The organism is Ligilactobacillus sp. WC1T17 (genome assembly GCA_900110005.1).
GTDB lineage: Bacteria > Bacillota > Bacilli > Lactobacillales > Lactobacillaceae > Ligilactobacillus > Ligilactobacillus ruminis_A.
In genome coordinates this window covers 62,294-82,681 of sequence record FOCC01000003.1, presented here as the reverse complement: position 1 = coordinate 82,681, position 20,388 = coordinate 62,294, and the positions used below count along the sequence as shown (strand labels likewise).

Here is a 20,388-nt window from a genome sequence, read left to right as displayed (position 1 = left end):
GTGTTGGCTTTGAACCATGAAAAATTTAATATTTGGATGAATATCGCCGTTGGTGTTTTAGGGACAATTTATGTGTTGAGTACGTGGTATTTTCGTTTTATTGTGGCTATTTTGCGCCGCCCAGGGCGCTCTTTAGACGTAGCCGAACATTATGCAGATGGCGCTCAAGTATTATTTTCCTTCATCATCTGTTTATCAATTGCAATTGCTGGTTGCGGACTTGTCAGCTTATTGAGCAATTTAATCCATTTTGATTACCCATGTTTTTTTAACCGCATTGCCTTGGATATTATGGTCATGTTTATGCCTTTAATGAATAATGAAAGCTATCTATTCTTTTTTTATGAATTAATTTTTTGCGGAGTTTTGGCCTTATATATTAATTATTTATACATCAATAAAATATTTGAAGATTTGTGAGGGATAGGCAACTTTGAAAATTATAAAAGAAATATTTAGTTGGGTTATTCCGCTTTTAATCGGTTTTTTGATTGCATATGCTTTAAAAACATATGTTATTTCAATCGTGAAGGTGGATGGAACATCGATGTATCCCAACTTGCAAAATAACGAACGTGTCGTAATGCTACATTATGCTAAAATTAAGCGTAATTCAGTGGTTGTTTTTAATGCTTACGGCGTTGATCACAATAATCCGACCATCCAAAAAGACACTAAATATGTTAAAAGGGTATTAGCTTTACCAGGAGATAAGGTTGAATACCATGACGATGGCAAATTATACGTCAATGGAAAATATCAGTCTCAAGGATATATTACGACAACACAACAAACAACAGGGACTTTGAAAGCTGAAACGGTTCTTACACGCAATGCGGCGGTGCCTTTAGGAACCGACAGCAGCTTTACGGTACCTAAGGGAAAATATTTTGTCTTAGGTGACAACCGAGCAGTTTCAAATGATAGTCGCTATTATGGTTTTGTTACTAGAAGTAAAATCTTAGGTGTTGTGAAAGTTCCGTTTTGGAATAACAAAGCGAAATTAATTAATTCATATTAACTTAAAAAAACACTTGTTAGTAGCAAGTGTTTTTTTTAGCAAAATCCAAAAAGGCTCTAGGGCGCGGATTTTAAAGCTGCTTTCGATAATGTATATTATGTAAACTAGAATAAAATTTTAACTCCCCCCTCATAGCACAGTTGAAATTACGCCCAAAAACTTGTAAGATTGATATTGCGGTCAAGTTTGGAGGTTTTATCGTTATGAATCAACGCATTATCTTTGCTTTAACATTGCTGGTAAGTGTTATAATTGCGTCAATTGGATCAATGTTTAAAATGGTGTCCTTAACCAAAATTGGTTATGGCTTACTCGGAATAGCTTTAGTTGTAGCAGGATTTTTATTGCTCGTTTTAAAACATACTGAAATTTTATCCGGTGGCAAACGGGAAAAATGGCTTAATACACCTGGTGAAGTCAAAGCTGTGACAGTTGTGAGCGGTTTATGCTGCTTAGCTGCTGGTGCCTATACATTGTTTCAATGTTTTTTTAAATAGCTAAAAAAAGCTCAGTTTATCTGAGCTTTTTTAATAGATATCAGTAATCCAAGAATCTAAGCCATTTGCTTGCGGATGAAAATAAATCTCTGATAAATTGTCATCTGCAAAAACCGGCAACATTTCTTTAAAATTAAGCGGCAATTGATAATCAGTAATTTTTTCTTTATCAATCCAAAAAATATCGCCTTCGCGCGAACTCTTGATTTGGCCGGTAAATTGGTCGCATTTATATAATAAAACAAGATATCTTTTTCCATCTTTACGCGGAAACTGCTTAATGCCGCATAATCTAGGCTTAATTAATTTTAAGCCGGTTTCTTCATAAACTTCACGCACCATAGCATCATTGAAAGCTTCATTAGGCTCTACATGGCCACCTGGAAAAGTTATCCCTGCCCAAGCCGGGTTTTTACGATTTTCAACCAAGACTTGCCGGCCTCGATAAATCATACACATATTAGTTAATTCAACTTCTTCTAATGGATGCATCCAATTCCCCTTTCGCAATAAAAAAAGGACTTAAGCGCCCTTCTTTTCTTTAATACCAATTAAACGCTTCCCAATGCTTTTTAGCATTCGCCCAGCTGCCATAGCGTTGCTTAACATAATTATTAGCAACCTTTTCTTGGTTAGCAGCAGAATAATCACCATTTAAGTAGCTTTGATCAAGCTGATATTTGCCAATATACTTGCCGTTACGAGCTGTATAGCTGCCGCCTGATTCACGTTGAACAATCCAAGCTCTGGCTTCAGCTTCAACTTGGCTTTCATTATTATTAATGCTCGTAGCACTACTGGTGCTAGCAGATGAACTGGCTATCGTTTGGGTAGCTTTTGTTGCTGTGTTAGCTGTTTTAAGTACCGTATCTTTGCCTGGAATCAACAAACTTTGACCTGTCATGATGAAGTTTGGATCAGCCAAATTATTAGCTTGAACAATTCTTGCTGTGGTCGTGCCATATTCGCTAGCTAATTGTGAAACTGTATCTCCAGCTTTAACTTGAATCTTTTGCATTGTATCAGAAAATTTCTGAGCTTGGCTACTAGTAACATTGGCTAACTGCCCTGCTTGACGCAAAACATTTAGATAAGCCGATTGATCTGCTAATGCCTGCGTATTTTCAACTGTCATTACAACCACCCTTTTTAGCTATTTGAACTTATTTTAACATTAAAAATTGCTGTCTCTCGTAAATTCATCAAAAGTTTGATATTAATTTAAATTTTGGTTATAAGTTAAAACATCATTTAAATAACCTTCTGTCAGATTAATCTGCTTTAGTAAAGCTTGATCATGCGTGTGCACAACACCTTCATAAAGCTGATCTTGATACAATTTAAGATAAGGCAAATTGGCCTCTTGGGATCTTTGAACTTCCTTTTGGCGTGAATAAGCAACCTTTCTGAAAGATACTTGGGGAAGTCCGGTTTCATCGACTTCCAGAAGACAATATTGTGCTCTTAAATCTTGATGCAGCTTGTCCCAATCTTCAAAGGGCTCTCCGACTGAACCAGGATTAATTACTAGTTGTTCTTGTGTAGTATAGCGCATAAGTGGATGGTGAACATGCGCATAAAGGGCCACATCCGCTTCAATATCTTTTAAGACTTCATCAAAAGTTGCCTGATCAGCTGTCGGATATAATTTTTGGCCAAAATTATGAAAAGGCAGATTATGGGAACAGCTAAAAGTTAAGGTTCCAAGTTGTCTAGTTTGATGCATGGGCCAAGCTGCTATTTGCTCAATAATATCTTTTCCAAGCTTTTGCCCCGTAAATTCAGCTAGGCGGGAAAAAAAGACCCGACTAGGCTTGGTTAAAGCTAATTTTCCATAGAAGCCATTCACCAATAAATCATCCCAATTGCCTCGTACAATTAAGCTGGGCTCTAACTCTTTAAATAATCGCCATTGATTTAACGCGCCTGGTCCAGGCATAAACATATCGCCCAAAAACCACACATCATGCACTTTTTGTTGTTTCAAATCATTCACTACAGCTTCAAAGGCGGTCAAATTACCATGGATATCTGAAATAAGTGCTATTTTTTGATACATATCATTACCTCTTTTGCTTTTTAAAATCCCAAATGGAAACTATCCATTGTCTTTTTGATATCATCACTTTCAATTCCAATATACCTTTTGGTAACTGATTCAGAAGAGTGGTTAAAAATCTTCATTAAAGTGGCAACATCATGCGTTTTTTGATAGTAGTGGTAACCAAACGTTTTACGCATGGTATGAGTCCCAATATCATTACGGCCCATCAGCTTAGCAGCTTCACGAAAAATAACATAAACTGTATTGCGTTCGATATGGCCGCCTTGTCTCGATGGAAAAAGCCAATCGGAATTTTTTTTACCTACAATATAACTATCGATAATTGGCCGCATATTTTTAAGATACAGCTGCCGGACCTTACCGGTTTTTTGTTCTACGATATAGGGATTATCTTCTTTGACATCTTTAACTTTTAAAGTCACAATATCTGAGGTTCGAAGTCCATTATTGATACCTATTAAAAAAAGCAGCTGATTTCGCTTACCTTCGACCGGAACACCTAAAATTTGCAAGAAAGTATCGATTTCTTTTTTTGTCCGCAAAGGTTGAACATTATAGTGTCGTTTTTTTCTTGCCAACTTTCTCCACAACCTTTCTTAATGAGCGATGCAAATAAGAGCGTCTCTCAGCATCATCCTATTAGTTTTAACATCACTATTATACCATTAAACACTATAAATGGTGAAGTCAACTGGTAAAAATAGCCGGCCAAACACCGCTACATAATAGCCTTTCACTTCACTATAATATGTATTATAGTGAAGTGGATTAAAAATATCATACTTATAAAAAAGCATCCCTTTGATTGAGAAATGCTTTTAAATAATACCAAATGTTGCAGATCAAGTAATATGCCATTTTGTTTATTTGCTTGATCTTATCTTTAAACAATGTCTTTAGTATAGCGGCAAGTTTGCGCCAAAAATAAAGCGTATAGTTGAACGGCCCTCCAAAATTGGAGGGCCGCATTTGATTTTGCAGCTGTTTTTAACCGTTAGGCGTATTTATACTTCTTTTGCCAGTCGGGACGAACTACGGTAGTTTAATTTAAAAGATTAAACCACGTCAGCTGATTGCCGGTAAGACTTAAAAATCGGGTTAAATTTCAAGTTGCCGAATGCTTCGCCGATTAATACTTTCGATATCATCCTAATAGGTTGAAGCCAACTGGTCTGTAACCAGCCATTTGCCGTCTTGCTTTTCAAAGCTCATCTTAATTTGGAGCGGCCAGGTGTAGGTGCCGCCGCCCCAAATCCGGGCTTTGGCCCTGCTTTGCCCGGTTAGGCCGGCCTTTTGTCCGTTAACCGCCACATCTTTAATATTTTCTTCTTTAGATGCAAAATACCGCATCTCTTTACTTTCGATTTGGTTGAACCATTCTGAAATAGGTTGCACATAGCCGGTCATATAGATTAAAACACTGCCCGGCTTCACAATCTGTCTGAGTGTTTGGGTATCTTTTTTAACCATTGCCTTATTAACCATGCGATATAAATTTTTGATTTCTTCTGTATCGTTCATTTTCTTTCCCGCTTTATCTTATTTCTTGCTTTTATTATAGGGTTTAACCATAGATAAATCTAATATTTAAAAACTATTTATAATACATATTTTCTATCAAGAAGTTTTTTATGGTTGAAAGCCCCTCCAAATTGGAGGGGCGTATTTGTTTTTTTATGTTTAATGAAATTCTTTCCAAATTTTTTTAAGCTTAGCCTGTTCTTCAGGATGGTTTTCGGCAAAGTAATCTGAAAGATGATGAACATCTTCTTTGGTCGGTCGCCAGCCTTCAAAATAGTTTGAGGTCGTATCGGCACGAATCAGCTGAAACTTATTTTTATTTGGAATGTGGACACCCTAGATAGTTTGAGCTTCATTATCGATCTTCAAATTCATACTTTTTATCCATTGTCTTTTCTCCTTATCTAATTGATAACTATAACGTATCAGATTAACAGAAACGTGACAATTTTTTGTCAACAAATTACATATAAATTTTAAGTAACTGTGACATAAAAAGTGCCTGCTTAACCATTATATGGTAACGCTTAATATAATAACTAATGAATTTAAATAATACCGTTTACATAGAAGATTATTATATGGGTGAAAAAATAGCAGTAGTTACAAGCGGCACCCAAGAAATCGGGCGAGCAATCGTAAAACAACTACTCAATGATTGTTGATACTCCTTTGTGAGCTTTTACTGGAATATGTGACCATTCTAATAAAAAAGAGACGTCTGTCTTACCAAACGTCTCACTAGAGAATTTTAGTTAATTATGTGCATTTTTTTGGCCAAAGGCTTGAGGTGCCGAAACTAAATGCATAAACCGTCTACGATATTTAAAAACAGCCTCGCGCATTTGACTTTCACTCCATTCAGGCACAGGGGTAAATTCATAATTGACATACATCGTTTCTCCTTCAAAACGGGTACTCAAAATTTTGGTGACCTCAACATAGATTTTGGTTTCGGTATCGTAAATGAAATCACCTACATGTGAAACCGTATGCCATTCATTCAAAGTATAAGCTAATTCCGATTCAGTCTCAATATATTCACTGGCCAAGTTTGGTGAATGATATTTTTGACATAAGCAGGTATAGTTAACAAAACGCTTTTTTTGACGCATAAAAGGTTCAACATCCATAATATTGATAATCACATAGGTCTTATTATCTTTTTCAATAACATCGCCAACTTGAAGCGGATATTCCACTTGATGAGTAATTAAAATTCTGCGCAGCATCTTAATCCCCCTTTTTTATAAGTCTAACTCCCTAAAATTATAACGACTAAATTGTATCATATCTTAAAGTGCTTGCCAAATTCAAGTAAAAAGGCACTCGCTTAGGAGTGCCTTTGCTTAGGCAAGGTCTAAAATTTCTTTTAATTGTGTTACTTCATAAGTCGGCTCAGCTTCAGTTGTATTGGCTGTTTTTTTAGGATTAAACCAAACACTATCAAGTTTTGCATTATTAGCACCTAAGATATCCGACGTTAAAGAATCACCAACTACTAAAGCCTCACCAGCTTTAAAGCCGTCAATCTTGGCTGTTACACGGTCAAAAAACAGTTTATCCGGTTTATCAACCCCGATTACTTCGGAAATAAAAATATCATCAAATAAGGCTTCAAAACCTGAATCTTTTAACCTTTTTTCTTGTATCTTCAAGACACCATTAGATATTACATATAATTTTTTACCCTTGCTTTTTAAGGCTGTTAAAAGCTCATGGGCGCCATCAATTTCTTTATGGCTTAAAGCTAAAGAATTCAAATAAGTATCAGAGGCTTTTTTTGCATCGACAGTTAAACCATATTTTTCTTTAAAAAAAGTCGTAAACCGTGTGTTTAAAAGATGATCACGGGTGATTTGCCCTAATTCAAGTTTTTTCCATAATCCTTGATTAAAATCATGATATGCTTTTTTCATCTCAGCATTTAAAGTTAAATTCAAACTTTCAAAAAGCTTCGCTAAAGCCGTTATTTCAGCATCATGAAAATCAAGCAAAGTGTCATCAACGTCAAATAACAGCGTTGTACATATTTTTTGCATTTATTCTTGGGCGGATATCACTCCGCTGCTCCTTTCTTATTTTAGCTTCAATTCGTAGGCTTTTCTTTTAGGATCAATTTTTTCATTTTGAATCTCGATTATACCCCGGTAAGAAAAGCCCATTTTTTGTGCTATATGCTGCATAATTTTATTTTGCGCATGGGTGTCGATGCGCACATGTCTGATACCTTGGGCATAAATAGCCGAAAATAAGCAGGCAAATAAAGCTTCACTGAGGTGGTGGCCCCGAAATTTAGCAGAAGTTGCTACTCGATGGATAGCGATATAAGGAGCAGTATAATCCTGTCAAGAGCCTTCATAGATAACCTGATAATTAGGATCAGGATCTAAAACTAATGAGGCCATCCCACCAATTTGATCGTCAACAATTAAAACATAACATTGACCTTTTTGAATGTCTTCTTTAAATGTTGCTTGATTAGGCGCACCGTTTGGCCATTGAGGCGAACCGGAAGCTTTCAAAAAAGCCTTGGCTTCTAAAAAAATCTGGGTAATCGTCGGCAAATCGTCCAAAGTAGCTTTTCTCAAATATTTTGTCATTATTTTCTTCTATAAATTAAATAAGCGTTTTGATAATTCAATTTCTTTAGGATCAGGATTGCTGTTATGAAAAATAACCGTTCCTTTGCTAGTAGGATCTTGTTCCAAGTGGCCTTTAACTAATAGACGTTTTAATTCTCTAGCAGCCCCCGGTGCACCATCAATTACATAGACATTTTCGCCTACGATTTCCTGAATGGCTTTAGCAGCAAAGGGAAAATGAGTACAACCCAGAACCACAGAATCGATTTTTCCCAGGTAAGGCTTTAAAATTCTGCGTAAATATTGTTTAAGTTCAGGCGTATCAATCTCGCCGCGTTCGACAAATTCAACTAAGTCGGTGGCTGGCAATTTCATGATGTTCGCTTGATCTTCATATTGTTGCATCAAATGATTGAATTTGTCTTCTCGTAACGTTAATTTTGTAGCCATCACTAAGATATTAGAGTGTTCTTTATGCAAAACGGCTGGCTTTAATGCTGGTTCAAGCCCTACAATAGGCAGGTCGGGATATTCTTGGCGTAATTCTTTAGCAGCGGCACTTGTAGCTGTATTGCAGGCAATCACAATGGCTTTAACATCTTGGTTCACGAAATATTCAACAATGTTTTTACTAAGCTGATAAACTTGCCCAACGGTTTTGATACCATAGGGTGCATTTTGGGAATCACCAAAAAAGATAAAATCTTCGTTAGGCATTAATTTAACGCATTCTTTTAAAACCGAGATGCCACCTAAACCAGAATCAAAAACCCCAATGGGCCGTTTATTTTTTACAACATCCATAAAAATTACCTCTAATCTATAATGATTTAATATAAGCTTGAATTCGCTTAACAGCTTCTCTAAGATTATCCATTGAAGCAGCGTAACTCAACCGAACGTAACCTTCTCCGCCAGGACCAAAAGAAGCACCTGGAATCAAGGCAACTTTGGCTTCCTTAGCTAAGGTTCTGACAAATTTCCATGAATCATGGCCACATTGTGCAGGAATTTTAGCAAATAAATAAAATGCGCCATCAGGACTAGCCATGGTAAAACCGGCTTCTTCAAGCCCCTGCTTAACAAAATCACGCCGCTTAAGATATTCTTTTTTCATTGCTAAGCTGTCATTTTGTCCATGTTCCATCGCTTCTAAAGCACCATATTGGGCACTTGTCACCGAAGAAGTTACCATATATTGATGAGCTTTAACAGCTTGATCAATAAAGTCTTGCGGGCCAAAAACAAACCCAATCCGCCAACCGGTCATGGCATGTGATTTCGACAAACCACTAATTAAAATGGTTCTTTCTGGCATGATTTCAGCCATTGAAGTATGGTCACCGCTATATGTCAATTCGGCATAGATTTCATCACATAAAATCCAAATATCATGGCGACGGCAAACATCCGCCAAAGCTTCCAATTGTTTTCTGTTATAGGTTACCCCAGTAGGATTGCTTGGGAAAACCAAAACTAAAACTTTAAAATTTTTTTCAGGATGTTCTGCAAAGACTTGCTCTAAACGACTTGGTGTCAAAACAAAATCATCTGCACTGGTATCAACGCACACCACATCGCCACCATTAATTTTAGCGATATCGGCATAAATTGGGAAAACCGGTGTAGGCATAATTAAGGTATCATCAGGATTTAAAATTGTCTGCAAAGCTGTTGCAATACCTTCAGTAGCCCCTACTGTCGTAATTACCTGGCTAGGTTGATAATTCAAATGATATTTTTGGTTGAAATAAGCAGCGCAGGCCTGACGCAAAGCAGGGATACCGGCATTAGGCGTATAGTGTGACTGATTTTCATCAATCGCTTTTTTAGCCGCTGCTTTAATATGTTCCGGTGTGTTAAAATCCGGTTCACCCAAGGTTAATTTGATGATCCCAGGAATCGCACTGGCTTCAGCATCAAATTGCCGAATAGAGGAAACGGCAATTTTTTCAATTTTATGATTAAATTTATTTTCCATGGAGTACTTCACCTCATAATAATTATCCTTAAAGAATATTATACCGCATTAATTAAAATAACTGCTACCCAAGAACTCATTAAAAAAGCCCTAGCAAGGGCTTTTACTTAGCAACTTTAATTTCAGTATACGGTGAAAACATTGCTAATTGTTCTTTAGTTGGCTGCTTATCAGTGATAAATAATGAAATCTTATCTAATGAACAAATACGGTAATATGATTTATTGACAAATTTTTGATGTTCAGCTACTAAAATAACGCGGCGGGCTCTTTTGACGGCAGTTCCGACAATTTGAGCATCACCCTGATCTAATAAATATGCTCCCGTTTCGTCAATGCCGGACGCCGCAATAAAAGCTGTATCAAACATAACATCATTTAATTCTTCAACAGCTAAATTTGAATAGAAATATCTATTTTCATGATTCAGCGTCCCGCTCAGTACTTTGACAGTTACCTTATTATGCTCAGATAGAGCAATACAGTTATCCAGCGAGTGGGTTACCACTGTCAGCGGCATATTAATATTTTGACATGTCTTTAGCAAAATAGTTGATGAATCCACAAAATACACATTATGCGGTCTGAAATATTTAGCTGCTTCAAGTGCTATTTGCGTTTTTTGTTTCGTAAATTGTGATAAACGACTTTGAAAATTAGGCACACTGCGCCCAAAATCAAGCGGCAAAATACCGCCATGCGTTCTTTTTACTTCCCCACGTTTTGTCAGTAAAACAATATCTCGGCGAGCCGTATCTTGTGAAACGCCAAATTCTTCCATAATGTCTTTTGTTGATAATTCTTGGCGTTCTTCAAGTAATTGCTTAATCAGCTCAATTCTTTTTTCTTGGCTCATTAATTTCACTCCATTTAAAATAATTATCTATATTTATAGTATACCTTTTTAAATCAGTGAATAATAGTTTTTTTAATGATTTTATCCGCAAAATATGCGCATTTACTTTTTTTAGCTTATAAAAAAAGAATTAGCCGTGGCTAATTCTTTTTTGTAATATCTCTTAAGCTAAGCTTCAAAAGCTTTTTGCATTGGTGGAACGACTTGCTTCTTACGTGAAACAACACCAGGAAGATCCATCTTGCCGTCAACTAATTTCTTGCCAAAGGCTTTTTCAACCACATCAGTTGGTTGGCCTACAACCAATAAGCGGGTATCAGAATCTAAAATATTAGTTACCATCAGTAAGAATAAATCATAGCCTTCAGCTTGACTTTGCTTTTCAATAGCAGCTTTTAATTTATCTTCACGTGCAAATACTTCGGCCAAATCAACAGTATTAACTTGGTCAACACGAACAGTCTTGCCACCCATTTCAAATGACTTAGCATCAGCTGAAATCAATTCTTCTTCAGTTTTGGATGCCAAATTTGTACCAGCTTTAAGCATTTCCAAGCCATATTTTTCATAATCAACGTCAGCAATCTTAGCTAATTCTTCAACAGCCTTTTTGTCTTCATCAGTGGTTGTTGGTGACTTGAACAACAAAGTATCAGAGATGATAGATGAAAGCATCAAACCGGCAATTTTAGCTGGAACATCAATTCCATGCATCTTGTATTCTTTATAAACAATAGTGCTGCAGCAGCCAAGTGGTTCAGCATGATAATATAATGGTGCAGCTGTTTCAAAGTTAGCAATACGGTGGTGGTCAACTACATGTGTAACCGTCAAATCTTTGAGATCATCTACACTTTGTTGTGCTTCATTGTGATCAACTAACATAACAGCTTCAACTTCAGGAGCAGCTGTAGTGATTACACGGGGAGCTTCTTCCTTGAAGTAGTCAAGAACAAACTTGGTTTCTTCGTTAGGTTCACCCAAAGCAACTGCTTCAGTTTCATAACCAAGCTGATTTTGTAAATATGAATATGCCTTTGCAGCACAGATAGCATCTGTATCTGGATTTTTATGTCCAAAAACGAATTCTTTCATGAAAATGATGTCTCCTTTTGATAAGATAATTCAATTATACCGCCCTTAAAATTAAAACACAATCTTAATCGGCTTTGATTTCTTTTAGACGCATAATATAATCTTTTTTAGCCAAATAAGTATCAAAAGTTTTCAAAAAATTGGCAATCCGCGGAATTTGATTTTTGCCTTTTCTAAAGACAAAAGCTAAATCAAATTTAATTTCAGGTTCAAATAGAGCTGTTGCCATCTGACCATTATTATGAGCCGCAACAAATGATGTTGGTAAAGCAGTATAAGTTTGCGTCTTTTTAGCAAAAGCAAACAATTGCGCCGGCGTTGCAAAATGCGCTACACTGGTTGGTTTGTCAAGCAAAGCGTTCTTATAAGCTTCACGAATAATATCATTTAAATAATACTGTGGCGGATAAGTAACCCAGTTATGTGTCAACGTATCCTTTAAGCGGATACGCTTGCGCTTACTGAGATTTTCGTTGCCATGGATGAATAACAAATCTTCGGTAACAATTCTTTTTGACTCATACGGCTTCCAATTTTTAATACTTTCATCTGGTAAGTATGTTACTGCCAAATCAATTGTATCACTTTCCAAACGTTCCCAAATTTCCTTACGCGTCAATGAATGCAAGGTTAACTTAATTCCCGTATTTTGTTCATAATAATCTGTAATAAAGCTGGCAAAAACGCTACTTTCAATTGAAGCTAAAATACCAATGCTAATTTCACCTTGGGTCGCACTGGTTGTTTGTTGAATCTCATCAGTCGCTTTATTTAACGTTTCATAGATTTTGTGAGTTGCTTCCAGCATCGTATAACCTGCATCTGACAGGTGCAATTTCTTGCCAATCGAATAAAATAAGGGGGCACCAACTGTCCGTTCTAATTTTTTAATTTGCTGAGTTAAAGCTGGTTGGGTAATCCCTAAAATTTGAGCAGCCTGCGTATAACTCATCGTTTCCGCTAACTGTAGAAAATAACTCAAGGTTTTAGAAGAAAAAATAGTATCTTGCTTACTCTTCATAAATTTTTCCTTTCAAATCAACTAACATGTTTATTATTAGCTAAGTAAATAACTTATCTTAATATAAATAATAATACAACAAAATTACCTAGATGTTAACGTACATTTAGTTTTTTCAAATAGTTTTTTCAAAAAAACCGCTAAAAAAAGACGGTCTAAAACCGTCTTTTAAACTTTATTTAATCTTCAAAGCTGTCTTCAAAGTATTTTGCACCTTTGTTAACGCATCCTGACTGACAACTTCATAAGAAACACCATCAATCATTTGACCGCTACCCTTTAATTGAACTTGTTCAATATTGGTAGCTTTGCTATAGCTGGAAGCAATCTTTTTAACATCGCTAAAAGTCAAGTCTGTCTTCATATTAGAAGAAATAGCATTTAAAATACTTTGATATTTAGTCAGACTATCTAAAGAAGCAATCTTTTTAACCATAGCTTGAATAACCATCCGTTGTCTTAACTGGCGTCCATAATCACCACGTGAATCTTGGTGACGCATCCGTGTATAAGCTAAAATATTCTTGGAGTTAATCGTAACGTTGCCTTTGGCAAAGTGATAACCATCAGCGGTAAAATCTAAATCGTTGTAGACTGTCACAGATCCAACAGCGGCCGATAACTGTTCTAACCCTTTCATATTAATTTCAACATAATGATCAATTGGAATATCAAGATATGATTGCAAAGTATTCAAAGCTCCTGACACACCGTCATAAGCATACGCTGCATTAATTTTATTATTGCCTGAGTGTCCGGCAATTGTTACCAGAGTATCCCGGGGGATTGAAACCAGCGTGGTCTTATTGCTAGCAACAGCCGCTACCATGATTGTATCACTACGGCCTTGATAAGAGCGTCCGTATTCACCTGTATCAGTCCCTAACAGCAATACTGAAAAAGGCTTGCCGCTAGAAATAGTATCTTGGGTTCTTTTCTTCTTATAAGAAACTTTTTTGTAAGTTTTATCAACTGCATCTTTAGCAGAAAAATAGAATTTAGCTGCTACACCCCCATTAACAACTACTAATGCCAGTAAAACACCTAAAAGCCATTTCCACCATGCGCGCCGATGGTGATGATGGTGTTTTTTTGAATCATCCATATTAAGATCCTCACTTTCTTGTGACTATAATCACATCAATTTTATTATACCAGTAAATGCGCTTAAATAAAGATAAAATTAAAAAAGCTAGGATTATTCCCAGCTTTTATTTAAGCCAATTTTCAGGATTTTGCCGCCATTCATGCAACAACTTCTCCTCATTTTTGGTAATGTAGTCTTCTTCTAAAGCTGCCTGCAAAAGTTCAGTATAGTTGGTCAACGTTACAAAAGGAACTTTTGCCTGCGCAAAATTATCTTCAATACTTGCTAATTGATAAGAAAAAATAGCTCCGACCCCAATCACATCAGCACCTTCATTGCGGGCCGCATCTACAGCTTTCAAAACACTACCACCGGTTGAAAGCAAATCATCAATAACCACCGTTTTTTGATGTGGCTTCAAAACACCTTCAATTTGCTTTCCTCGGCCATGATCTTTAGGTTTCGACCGGACATAAATCAGTGGCAAATCTAAGTTTTGCGCAATCAAAGTTGCGTGCGGGATGCCCGCCGTAGCTGTACCGGCGATCACTTCTACTTCGGGAAATTTTTCTTTAATCATTTGTGACAAGCCTAAAGCAATCCGGGTTCTAATTTGGGGATAGCTGATGGTAAGCCGGTTATCGCAATAAATAGGGCTTTTAATCCCGCTGGCCCAAGTAAAAGGTTCGGCAGGAGCCAACTTAACGGCCTTAATTTTAAGTAAGTCTTTAGCAATTTGTTTCATTTTAATTCCTCCATAAATCACACACTTGCCGATATGCTAAAATAGCGTCTGGCGCTTGTGTAATAGAGCGGCCGACAACTAGCGCGCTTGAGCCATTTTGAGCTGCTTTATCAGGAGTCATGACTCGTTTTTGGTCACCAGCATCGCCACCTAACAGTCTAATCCCAGGTGTTACCCGCAAGAAATCAGGACTAGTAGCTTCAGCAATCATTTGCGCTTCATATGCTGAACAAACTACCCCGTCTAAATTGCTAGCATAAGCTAACTTGGCATAGCTTTTAACACTTTCATTGAGATTGCAGGATAATAATTGTTCTTCTTTAACCATACGTTCATCGGTCGATGTTAATTGCGTAATAGCCAATAAACGCGGTGTTTTTTGTCCCGCTTGCAAAGCTCCTTCGATAAGACCATTTTTAGCCGCTTTTAACATTTCGCTGCCGCCAGGAGCATGTGTGGTGGTTAAAGCCACACCTAATTTGCCTAAAATGCGCATAGTTGCTTCAACCGTATGTGGAATATCATGGCATTTTAAATCTAAAAAGATATCATGTCCCATGGCCTTGAGTTCTTTAACCATATCTGGACCTTCTGCATAAAATAATTCCATTCCGATTTTAACAAAAAGCGATTCATCTTTGGGGAATTGTTTTAAAAAATTTAAGCAGATTTCCTTATCAGGAAAATCCAAGGCAATAATTGGACGATCAATTTTCATTTTTAAAAGCCTCCAGTACTTCTTGGTGTAATTGTTCCAAAGAATCAATTTGCAATTCATCCATTAAAGCCGGCAACTGTTCAACTAATTGCGGACAAATCACCGGATTATCAAAGTGGGCCGAACCAACCTGAACGGCACTGGCTCCTGCTAAGAACATTTCCAAAACATCCTGTGGTTTTTCAATGCCGCCCACTCCAATAATTGGCAGTGAAGTAACATGCGCTACTTGATAAATCATCCGGATTGCAATCGGTAAAATACCATGCCCAGAAAAGCCACCGGTTAAATTGCCTAAAACTGACTTTCTAGTTCTAAGATCAAGATGCATCCCCATTAAGGTATTAATCATGGTTAAACCATCTGCACCGCCAGCTTCGACTGCCTTGGCAATAGCGCAAATATCGGTAACATTAGGCGACAATTTCACATAAACAGGTACGCTAGAAACGGCTTTAACTGCCTTGGTTAATTGCTGAGCCACTTCTGGTACCGTCCCAAAGGCCATCCCGCCTTCTTTAACATTAGGACAAGAAATATTCAGTTCTAAAGCTGACACTAAGCCACTAGCTGACAATTTTTGCGCAACATCAAGATAATCTTGCTCACTAGCCCCGCCAACACTACCGATAATAGGAAGTGTTGGATAGGCTTTTTTTAAAGCTGGCAATTTTTCAGCTATAACACGTTCTAAGCCAGGGTTTTGCAGACCTACCGCATTTAAAACACCATTATCCATTAAAGCAATTTTAGGATTAGGATTGCCCACGCGGGCTTCTTTTGTGGTCGTTTTTACTACAATTGCACCTAATTTATTCAAATCATATTTGGGATTTTCACCAAACCCAAAGGTTCCGCTAGCGGGCATAACGGGATTTTTTAATTTTAAACCAGGTAAATTAACTGCTAACCTTGACATTTTATTGCCTCCATTATAAAGATTCCGTCGCAAACGATCTATTTTCTAATGCCTTAAGCAAAGCATCAGTTGTATTAAGCGAGGTTAAAAGAGCGATATTGTGTTCAATCGCCGTTTGTCTGATGATAAAGCCATCTGAAGCCATTTCTTGATCATGTCGCATTGTATTGATGACCAAATCAACTTGATTATGAGAAAGCAGCTCTAAAATAGCGGGCTTACCGTCTTCTTTAGCGTTGATTTTGGTAATCTCTGTGGCATATAAATGATGTTGCTTCAAAAATTCAGCTGTCCCCCTAGTAGCATAAATCCGATAGCCGATTTTGGCAAATCTTTTAGCTAACGGCAAGACAGCTTTTTTATCACGATCTTCAATTGTAAATAAGACGCTGCCGCATTCGGGAAGAAGCATATGGGCACCAGCAAAGGCTTTATATAAAGCTTTTTCAAAGGTAAAATCGCTTCCCATCACTTCACCGGTTGATTTCATTTCAGGTCCCAAGAAACTATCGACATCAGCTAATTTACTAAAAGAGAAGACCGGAGCTTTAACATGAATTTGCTTTGATTCGGGATAAAGCCCCGGCTTAAAGCCTTGGTCTGCAAGACTTTGGCCTAAAATCACTTTAGTAGCTACTTGTGCCATCTCTATTCCGGTAATTTTGCTCAAAAAAGGTACTGTCCGACTAGCACGCGGATTGACTTCCAGTACATAAGCTTCACCATTGTGGATGATAAATTGGATATTCATAATACCAACACATTTTAAAGCTACAGCTAACTGTTCAGTGGCAGCTACAATCTGCTTTTTGATATCAGCTGAAAAATTTTGAGGCGGATACACAGCCATCGAATCGCCCGAGTGAACCCCGGCGTGTTCAATGTGTTCCATAATACCAGGCAAAAGTACATCCTTACCATCACAAATGGCATCAACTTCACACTCGTAACCTGCTAAATAAGCATCGATTAAAATGGGATGATCTACAGCTGCCGTTGCATTTTCATCCAAATACGTTTCTAATTCGTGGTCATTATTAACAATTTCCATCGCTCGTCCCCCCAAAACATAACTTGGACGAACCAACACGGGATAGCCAATTTCATGTGCACAGTCAATAACTTCTTGACGGCTGGTTGCCGTTTTCCCTATCGGCTGCTTTAAACCTAATTGCTTAATCACTTGATCGAATAATTCGCGGTCCTCAGCCCGGTCTAAATCTTCTACGGTTGTTCCCAAAACCTTAACGCCATGAGCTTTTAAACCTGCAGCTAAATTGATGGCTGTTTGCCCGCCAAATTGGACGATAACGCCTAAAGGCTGTTCTAATTCGATAACATTCAAGACATCTTCTAATGTTAATGGCTCAAAATATAGTTTATCTGAAATCGAAAAATCCGTTGACACGGTTTCAGGGTTAGAGTTCATCACAATGGCTTCATAGCCCAACGCTTGAATGGCTTTAACGCTATGGACGGTAGCATAATCAAATTCAACCCCTTGACCAATCCGAATCGGACCAGACCCGATGACTAATACTGAAGCTTTAGCGGCTTTTTGACTTTCATTTTCTTCATCATAAGTACTATAAAAGTAAGGTGTATGGGATTCAAATTCAGCCGCACAAGTATCTACCATTTTGTAGACTGGCAAAACATGTGCATCATAGCGTAAATTACGCACTTGATCTTCAGAAATATTCCATAATTTACTGATGGTAAAATCACTGAAACCATAGTATTTAGCCGTCTTTAAAACTTCATGGTCACCCACGTTATGAGCCAATTTATCTTCCAATTCAGTAATGTGCTTAATGATATCTAAGAAATACAAATTAATTTTGGTTAATTCATGTACCTCAGCTAAAGAATAATTTCGTCTAAAAGCTTCGGCAATGTAAAAAAGCCGGTCATCTTGAGCATTAATTAACCTATCTTCTAACAACTCATCGCTTGCAGCACGTGCTTTTGGACTTAGCAAATCTTTTGTATCAATTTCTAAAGACCGTACAGCTTTTTGCAACGCTTCTTCTAAGTTGCGGCCAATAGCCATCACTTCACCGGTGGCCTTCATCTGTGTGCCTAATTTACGGTCAGCTTTCGGAAATTTATCAAAAGGCCACCGTGGAATCTTTGCGACTACGTAATCTAAAGCCGGTTCAAATTCAGCATAAGTTGTCTTGGTAACTGGATTAATGATTTCATCTAGAGTTAATCCAACCGCAATCTTTGCTGCCATTTTAGCAATCGGATAACCGGTTGCCTTTGAAGCCAGCGCACTGGAGCGTGAAACCCGCGGATTAACTTCAATGACATAATAGTGATAGCTATGCGGGTCTAGCGCCAGCTGCACATTACATCCGCCTTCAATTTTTAATGCGCGGATTAATTTTAAAGCACAATCCCGCAACAACTGGTATTCGCGATCAGATAATGTTTGGGTTGGCGCAAAAACGATAGAATCGCCTGTATGAATCCCTACCGGATCAAAATTTTCCATTGAACAAACAACCATGGCATTATTAGCCTTATCCCGCATAACTTCAAATTCGATTTCCTTGTAACCTTTAATTGATTTTTCAATTAAACATTGCGTTGCCGGTGATAAATCTAAGCCATTAGCACAAATCTCGGCCAATTGCTGTTGGTTGTCACACATACCGCCGCCAGTACCCCCCATGGTAAAAGCCGGCCGTACAATGACAGGATATCCGATTTGCTTGGCAAAGTCCAAGGCTTCATTTACCGTCTGTACTGTCTTGGAAGCGGGCACAGGTTCACCAAGGTTTTGCATTAATTCTTTAAATTTTTCTCGATCCTCTGCTTGATCAATCGCTGCCAGATTAGTTCCCAATAATTTGATATTAAGTTCGGCTAAAATGCCTGATTGTCCTAATGCAATTGCTAAATTAAGTCCAATTTGGCCACCCAAAGTCGGCAAAAGTGCGTCAGGATATTCTTGCCGTAAAATACGCGCTACCGCATCTACGGTTAAAGGTTCAATGTACACCTTATCAGCAATCTTGGTATCAGTCATGATGGTAGCAGGATTAGAATTAACTAAAATTACTTCATAGCCTTCTTCTCTAAGCGCCATACAAGCCTGTGTGCCTGAATAATCAAATTCAGCAGCCTGCCCAATGATAATAGGGCCAGAACCAATTACCAAAATTTTATGAATATCTTTTCTCTTAGGCATTTTGACCTTCCTTTCGAATATCAATCATATGCATGAAATCATCAAATAAATCATCTGCATCATGCGGACCGGGCGCTGCATCCGGATGGAACTGTACAGTAAAGGCCGGATATCGCTTATGTCTTAAGCCTTCAACCGTTTGATCGTTAACTTCTTTATGGGTAATAATCAATTCGTTCGTATCCACGGTGTCTTCTTTAACTGCATAACCGTGGTTTTGGGAAGTAAAAGTGATTCTTCCGGTAGCAATTTCTCTAACAGGATGGTTAAATCCGCGATGCCCGAATTTCATCTTATAGGTATCAGCCCCATTGGCCAAAGCAAAGATTTGGTGTCCTAAGCAAATGCCAAATAAAGGCAAATGCTTTTCAATTTCTTGTACCATTTTAATTGCTTCAGGCACATCTTTAGGGTCGCCAGGCCCGTTCGATAGCATGACACCATCGGGCTTTAGGGCCAAAATCTGCTCTGCGGTGGTATCATATGGCACCACAATGGTATTGCAATCGCGTTTGGATAATTCACGTAAAATACTGTGTTTAGCTCCAAAATCCACCAGCACAATATTGCGCTTGCTACCGGGATTAGGATATGGATGCTTGGTCGAAACCTGAGCAACAACTTGATCATTAATAACCGTAGCGTGCAATTGGTCAAATGCATGTTTCATGTCATTAACCGGATCAATTAAACTGCCCTTCATGGTTCCATGAATCCGCAATTTTTTAGTTAAAGCCCGTGTATCAATTCCCTTAATTCCTGGAATCCCCATATTTTTTAAAAAATTATCAAAAGTATCTTGTTTGCGCCAACTATCCGCTACCCGCGCTACTTCGCGGCAAACAACCCCGCGGCAATTGGGTTCTAATGATTCATAATCATCCAGATTAACCCCGTAGTTGCCAATCAAAGGATTGGTAAAAACAAGGATTTGATTGGCAAAAGACTGGTCAGTAACTGCTTCTTGATAGCCGGTCATGCCAGTTGTAAAGACAACTTCACCGGTAGTATGGCAATCAGCCCCAAAAGCCTCACCCTTATATACTGTTCCATCCTCTAAAATTAAATACCTTTTCAC

General features: G+C 37.8%; 23 protein-coding genes. 3 read left to right on the top strand and 20 right to left on the bottom strand.

Going from position 1 to position 20,388, the window contains the following annotated elements; translation table 11 throughout:
• Positions 1–9: 9 nt before the first annotated feature.
• The 3 genes from BMX26_RS02655 (at position 10) to BMX26_RS02645 (ending at position 1,518) form a co-directional block, all read left to right on the top strand.
• Positions 10–420 (top strand): hypothetical protein, encoded by a 411-nt coding sequence (locus BMX26_RS02655; RefSeq protein WP_143454845.1) that lies wholly within the window; start codon positions 10–12, stop codon positions 418–420.
• A 13-nt stretch (positions 421–433) separates the two neighbouring features.
• A complete protein-coding gene (lepB, locus tag BMX26_RS02650) occupies positions 434–1,021 on the top strand; it encodes a signal peptidase I (protein ID WP_075529912.1) in 588 nt (195 codons plus the stop codon).
• A gap of 203 nt (positions 1,022–1,224) precedes the next feature.
• A complete protein-coding gene (locus tag BMX26_RS02645) occupies positions 1,225–1,518 on the top strand; it encodes a hypothetical protein (protein ID WP_075529911.1) in 294 nt (97 codons plus the stop codon).
• A gap of 30 nt (positions 1,519–1,548) precedes the next feature.
• On the opposite strand, the gene BMX26_RS02640 is transcribed toward BMX26_RS02645, so the two are convergent.
• From BMX26_RS02640 to BMX26_RS02545, 20 genes are all read right to left on the bottom strand, one after another.
• Positions 1,549–2,010: an 8-oxo-dGTP diphosphatase gene (locus BMX26_RS02640; protein ID WP_075529910.1), complete on the bottom strand. Its 462-nt coding sequence runs from the start codon at positions 2,008–2,010 to the stop codon at positions 1,549–1,551.
• Positions 2,011–2,059: 49 nt separating this feature from the next.
• Positions 2,060–2,653, bottom strand: coding sequence for a LysM peptidoglycan-binding domain-containing protein (locus BMX26_RS02635; RefSeq protein WP_075529909.1), 594 nt, complete (start codon positions 2,651–2,653; stop codon positions 2,060–2,062).
• An 81-nt stretch (positions 2,654–2,734) separates the two neighbouring features.
• Positions 2,735–3,577 carry a metallophosphoesterase family protein gene (locus BMX26_RS02630; protein ID WP_075529908.1) on the bottom strand — a complete coding sequence of 281 codons (843 nt, stop codon included), beginning with the start codon at positions 3,575–3,577 and terminating at the stop codon, positions 2,735–2,737.
• A 20-nt stretch (positions 3,578–3,597) separates the two neighbouring features.
• Entirely contained in the window at positions 3,598–4,161 is a 564-nt protein-coding gene (locus BMX26_RS02625) for a tyrosine-type recombinase/integrase (protein WP_075529907.1), read from the bottom strand.
• Between the two features lie 571 nt (positions 4,162–4,732).
• A complete protein-coding gene (locus BMX26_RS02620) occupies positions 4,733–5,104 on the bottom strand; it encodes a nuclear transport factor 2 family protein (protein ID WP_075529906.1) in 372 nt (123 codons plus the stop codon).
• Positions 5,105–5,859: 755 nt separating this feature from the next.
• On the bottom strand, positions 5,860–6,336 hold the full coding sequence (locus BMX26_RS02610; RefSeq protein WP_075529905.1) for a hypothetical protein: 477 nt from the start codon (positions 6,334–6,336) through the stop codon (positions 5,860–5,862).
• Between the two features lie 117 nt (positions 6,337–6,453).
• Positions 6,454–7,146, bottom strand: coding sequence for a YjjG family noncanonical pyrimidine nucleotidase (locus BMX26_RS02605; protein WP_075529904.1), 693 nt, complete (start codon positions 7,144–7,146; stop codon positions 6,454–6,456).
• 36 nt (positions 7,147–7,182) lie between these two features.
• Positions 7,183–7,431: a GNAT family N-acetyltransferase gene (locus BMX26_RS09880; RefSeq protein WP_412771393.1), complete on the bottom strand. Its 249-nt coding sequence runs from the start codon at positions 7,429–7,431 to the stop codon at positions 7,183–7,185.
• A gap of 21 nt (positions 7,432–7,452) precedes the next feature.
• Complete coding sequence (locus tag BMX26_RS09730; protein ID WP_225355188.1) at positions 7,453–7,707, bottom strand: hypothetical protein; 255 nt, start codon at positions 7,705–7,707, stop codon at positions 7,453–7,455.
• A 9-nt stretch (positions 7,708–7,716) separates the two neighbouring features.
• On the bottom strand, positions 7,717–8,493 hold the full coding sequence (murI, locus tag BMX26_RS02595) for a glutamate racemase (RefSeq protein ID WP_075529903.1): 777 nt from the start codon (positions 8,491–8,493) through the stop codon (positions 7,717–7,719).
• 16 nt (positions 8,494–8,509) lie between these two features.
• Positions 8,510–9,670: a pyridoxal phosphate-dependent aminotransferase gene (locus tag BMX26_RS02590; RefSeq protein WP_075529902.1), complete on the bottom strand. Its 1,161-nt coding sequence runs from the start codon at positions 9,668–9,670 to the stop codon at positions 8,510–8,512.
• A 103-nt stretch (positions 9,671–9,773) separates the two neighbouring features.
• Positions 9,774–10,526, bottom strand: a complete 753-nt coding sequence (locus tag BMX26_RS02585; RefSeq protein WP_075529901.1) for a DeoR/GlpR family DNA-binding transcription regulator — start codon at positions 10,524–10,526, stop codon at positions 9,774–9,776.
• A gap of 168 nt (positions 10,527–10,694) precedes the next feature.
• A complete protein-coding gene (locus BMX26_RS02580; protein WP_075529900.1) occupies positions 10,695–11,621 on the bottom strand; it encodes a manganese-dependent inorganic pyrophosphatase in 927 nt (308 codons plus the stop codon).
• 64 nt (positions 11,622–11,685) lie between these two features.
• Positions 11,686–12,642 carry a LysR family transcriptional regulator gene (locus BMX26_RS02575; RefSeq protein ID WP_075529899.1) on the bottom strand — a complete coding sequence of 319 codons (957 nt, stop codon included), beginning with the start codon at positions 12,640–12,642 and terminating at the stop codon, positions 11,686–11,688.
• Positions 12,643–12,817: 175 nt separating this feature from the next.
• Positions 12,818–13,747 (bottom strand): LCP family protein, encoded by a 930-nt coding sequence (locus BMX26_RS02570; RefSeq protein ID WP_075529898.1) that lies wholly within the window; start codon positions 13,745–13,747, stop codon positions 12,818–12,820.
• 106 nt (positions 13,748–13,853) lie between these two features.
• Positions 13,854–14,474, bottom strand: coding sequence for an orotate phosphoribosyltransferase (gene pyrE, locus BMX26_RS02565; protein WP_075529897.1), 621 nt, complete (start codon positions 14,472–14,474; stop codon positions 13,854–13,856).
• A 1-nt stretch (position 14,475) separates the two neighbouring features.
• The gene (gene pyrF, locus BMX26_RS02560) at positions 14,476–15,192 is read right to left on the bottom strand and encodes an orotidine-5'-phosphate decarboxylase (RefSeq protein WP_075529896.1); all 717 of its coding nucleotides are present in this window, start codon (positions 15,190–15,192) and stop codon (positions 14,476–14,478) included.
• A complete protein-coding gene (locus BMX26_RS02555; RefSeq protein WP_075529895.1) occupies positions 15,182–16,111 on the bottom strand; it encodes a dihydroorotate dehydrogenase in 930 nt (309 codons plus the stop codon). The genes pyrF and BMX26_RS02555 overlap by 11 nt, the downstream gene beginning before the upstream one ends.
• Before the next feature lie 13 nt (positions 16,112–16,124).
• Positions 16,125–19,310, bottom strand: coding sequence for a carbamoyl-phosphate synthase large subunit (gene carB, locus BMX26_RS02550; RefSeq protein WP_075529894.1), 3,186 nt, complete (start codon positions 19,308–19,310; stop codon positions 16,125–16,127).
• The gene (locus BMX26_RS02545) at positions 19,303–20,388 is read right to left on the bottom strand and encodes a carbamoyl phosphate synthase small subunit (protein ID WP_075529893.1); all 1,086 of its coding nucleotides are present in this window, start codon (positions 20,386–20,388) and stop codon (positions 19,303–19,305) included. Before BMX26_RS02545 ends, carB begins: the two co-directional genes overlap by 8 nt.

What these genes read in the sequence shown, in the direction of transcription:
- BMX26_RS02645 (WP_075529911.1), top strand. Translation starts at nt 1,225, where the DNA reads ATGAATCAACGCATTATCTTTGCTTTAACATTGCTGGTAAGTGTTATA.
- BMX26_RS02640 (WP_075529910.1), bottom strand. Translation starts at nt 2,010, where the DNA reads ATGCATCCATTAGAAGAAGTTGAATTAACTAATATGTGTATGATTTAT.
- BMX26_RS02635 (WP_075529909.1), bottom strand. Translation starts at nt 2,653, where the DNA reads ATGACAGTTGAAAATACGCAGGCATTAGCAGATCAATCGGCTTATCTA.
- BMX26_RS02630 (WP_075529908.1), bottom strand. Translation starts at nt 3,577, where the DNA reads ATGTATCAAAAAATAGCACTTATTTCAGATATCCATGGTAATTTGACC.
- BMX26_RS02620 (WP_075529906.1), bottom strand. Translation starts at nt 5,104, where the DNA reads ATGAACGATACAGAAGAAATCAAAAATTTATATCGCATGGTTAATAAG.
- BMX26_RS02610 (WP_075529905.1), bottom strand. Translation starts at nt 6,336, where the DNA reads ATGCTGCGCAGAATTTTAATTACTCATCAAGTGGAATATCCGCTTCAA.
- BMX26_RS02605 (WP_075529904.1), bottom strand. Translation starts at nt 7,146, where the DNA reads ATGCAAAAAATATGTACAACGCTGTTATTTGACGTTGATGACACTTTG.
- BMX26_RS09730 (WP_225355188.1), bottom strand. Translation starts at nt 7,707, where the DNA reads ATGACAAAATATTTGAGAAAAGCTACTTTGGACGATTTGCCGACGATT.
- murI (WP_075529903.1), bottom strand. Translation starts at nt 8,493, where the DNA reads ATGGATGTTGTAAAAAATAAACGGCCCATTGGGGTTTTTGATTCTGGT.
- BMX26_RS02590 (WP_075529902.1), bottom strand. Translation starts at nt 9,670, where the DNA reads ATGGAAAATAAATTTAATCATAAAATTGAAAAAATTGCCGTTTCCTCT.
- BMX26_RS02585 (WP_075529901.1), bottom strand. Translation starts at nt 10,526, where the DNA reads ATGAGCCAAGAAAAAAGAATTGAGCTGATTAAGCAATTACTTGAAGAA.
- BMX26_RS02580 (WP_075529900.1), bottom strand. Translation starts at nt 11,621, where the DNA reads ATGAAAGAATTCGTTTTTGGACATAAAAATCCAGATACAGATGCTATC.
- BMX26_RS02575 (WP_075529899.1), bottom strand. Translation starts at nt 12,642, where the DNA reads ATGAAGAGTAAGCAAGATACTATTTTTTCTTCTAAAACCTTGAGTTAT.
- BMX26_RS02570 (WP_075529898.1), bottom strand. Translation starts at nt 13,747, where the DNA reads ATGGATGATTCAAAAAAACACCATCATCACCATCGGCGCGCATGGTGG.
- pyrE (WP_075529897.1), bottom strand. Translation starts at nt 14,474, where the DNA reads ATGAAACAAATTGCTAAAGACTTACTTAAAATTAAGGCCGTTAAGTTG.
- pyrF (WP_075529896.1), bottom strand. Translation starts at nt 15,192, where the DNA reads ATGAAAATTGATCGTCCAATTATTGCCTTGGATTTTCCTGATAAGGAA.
- BMX26_RS02555 (WP_075529895.1), bottom strand. Translation starts at nt 16,111, where the DNA reads ATGTCAAGGTTAGCAGTTAATTTACCTGGTTTAAAATTAAAAAATCCC.
- carB (WP_075529894.1), bottom strand. Translation starts at nt 19,310, where the DNA reads ATGCCTAAGAGAAAAGATATTCATAAAATTTTGGTAATTGGTTCTGGC.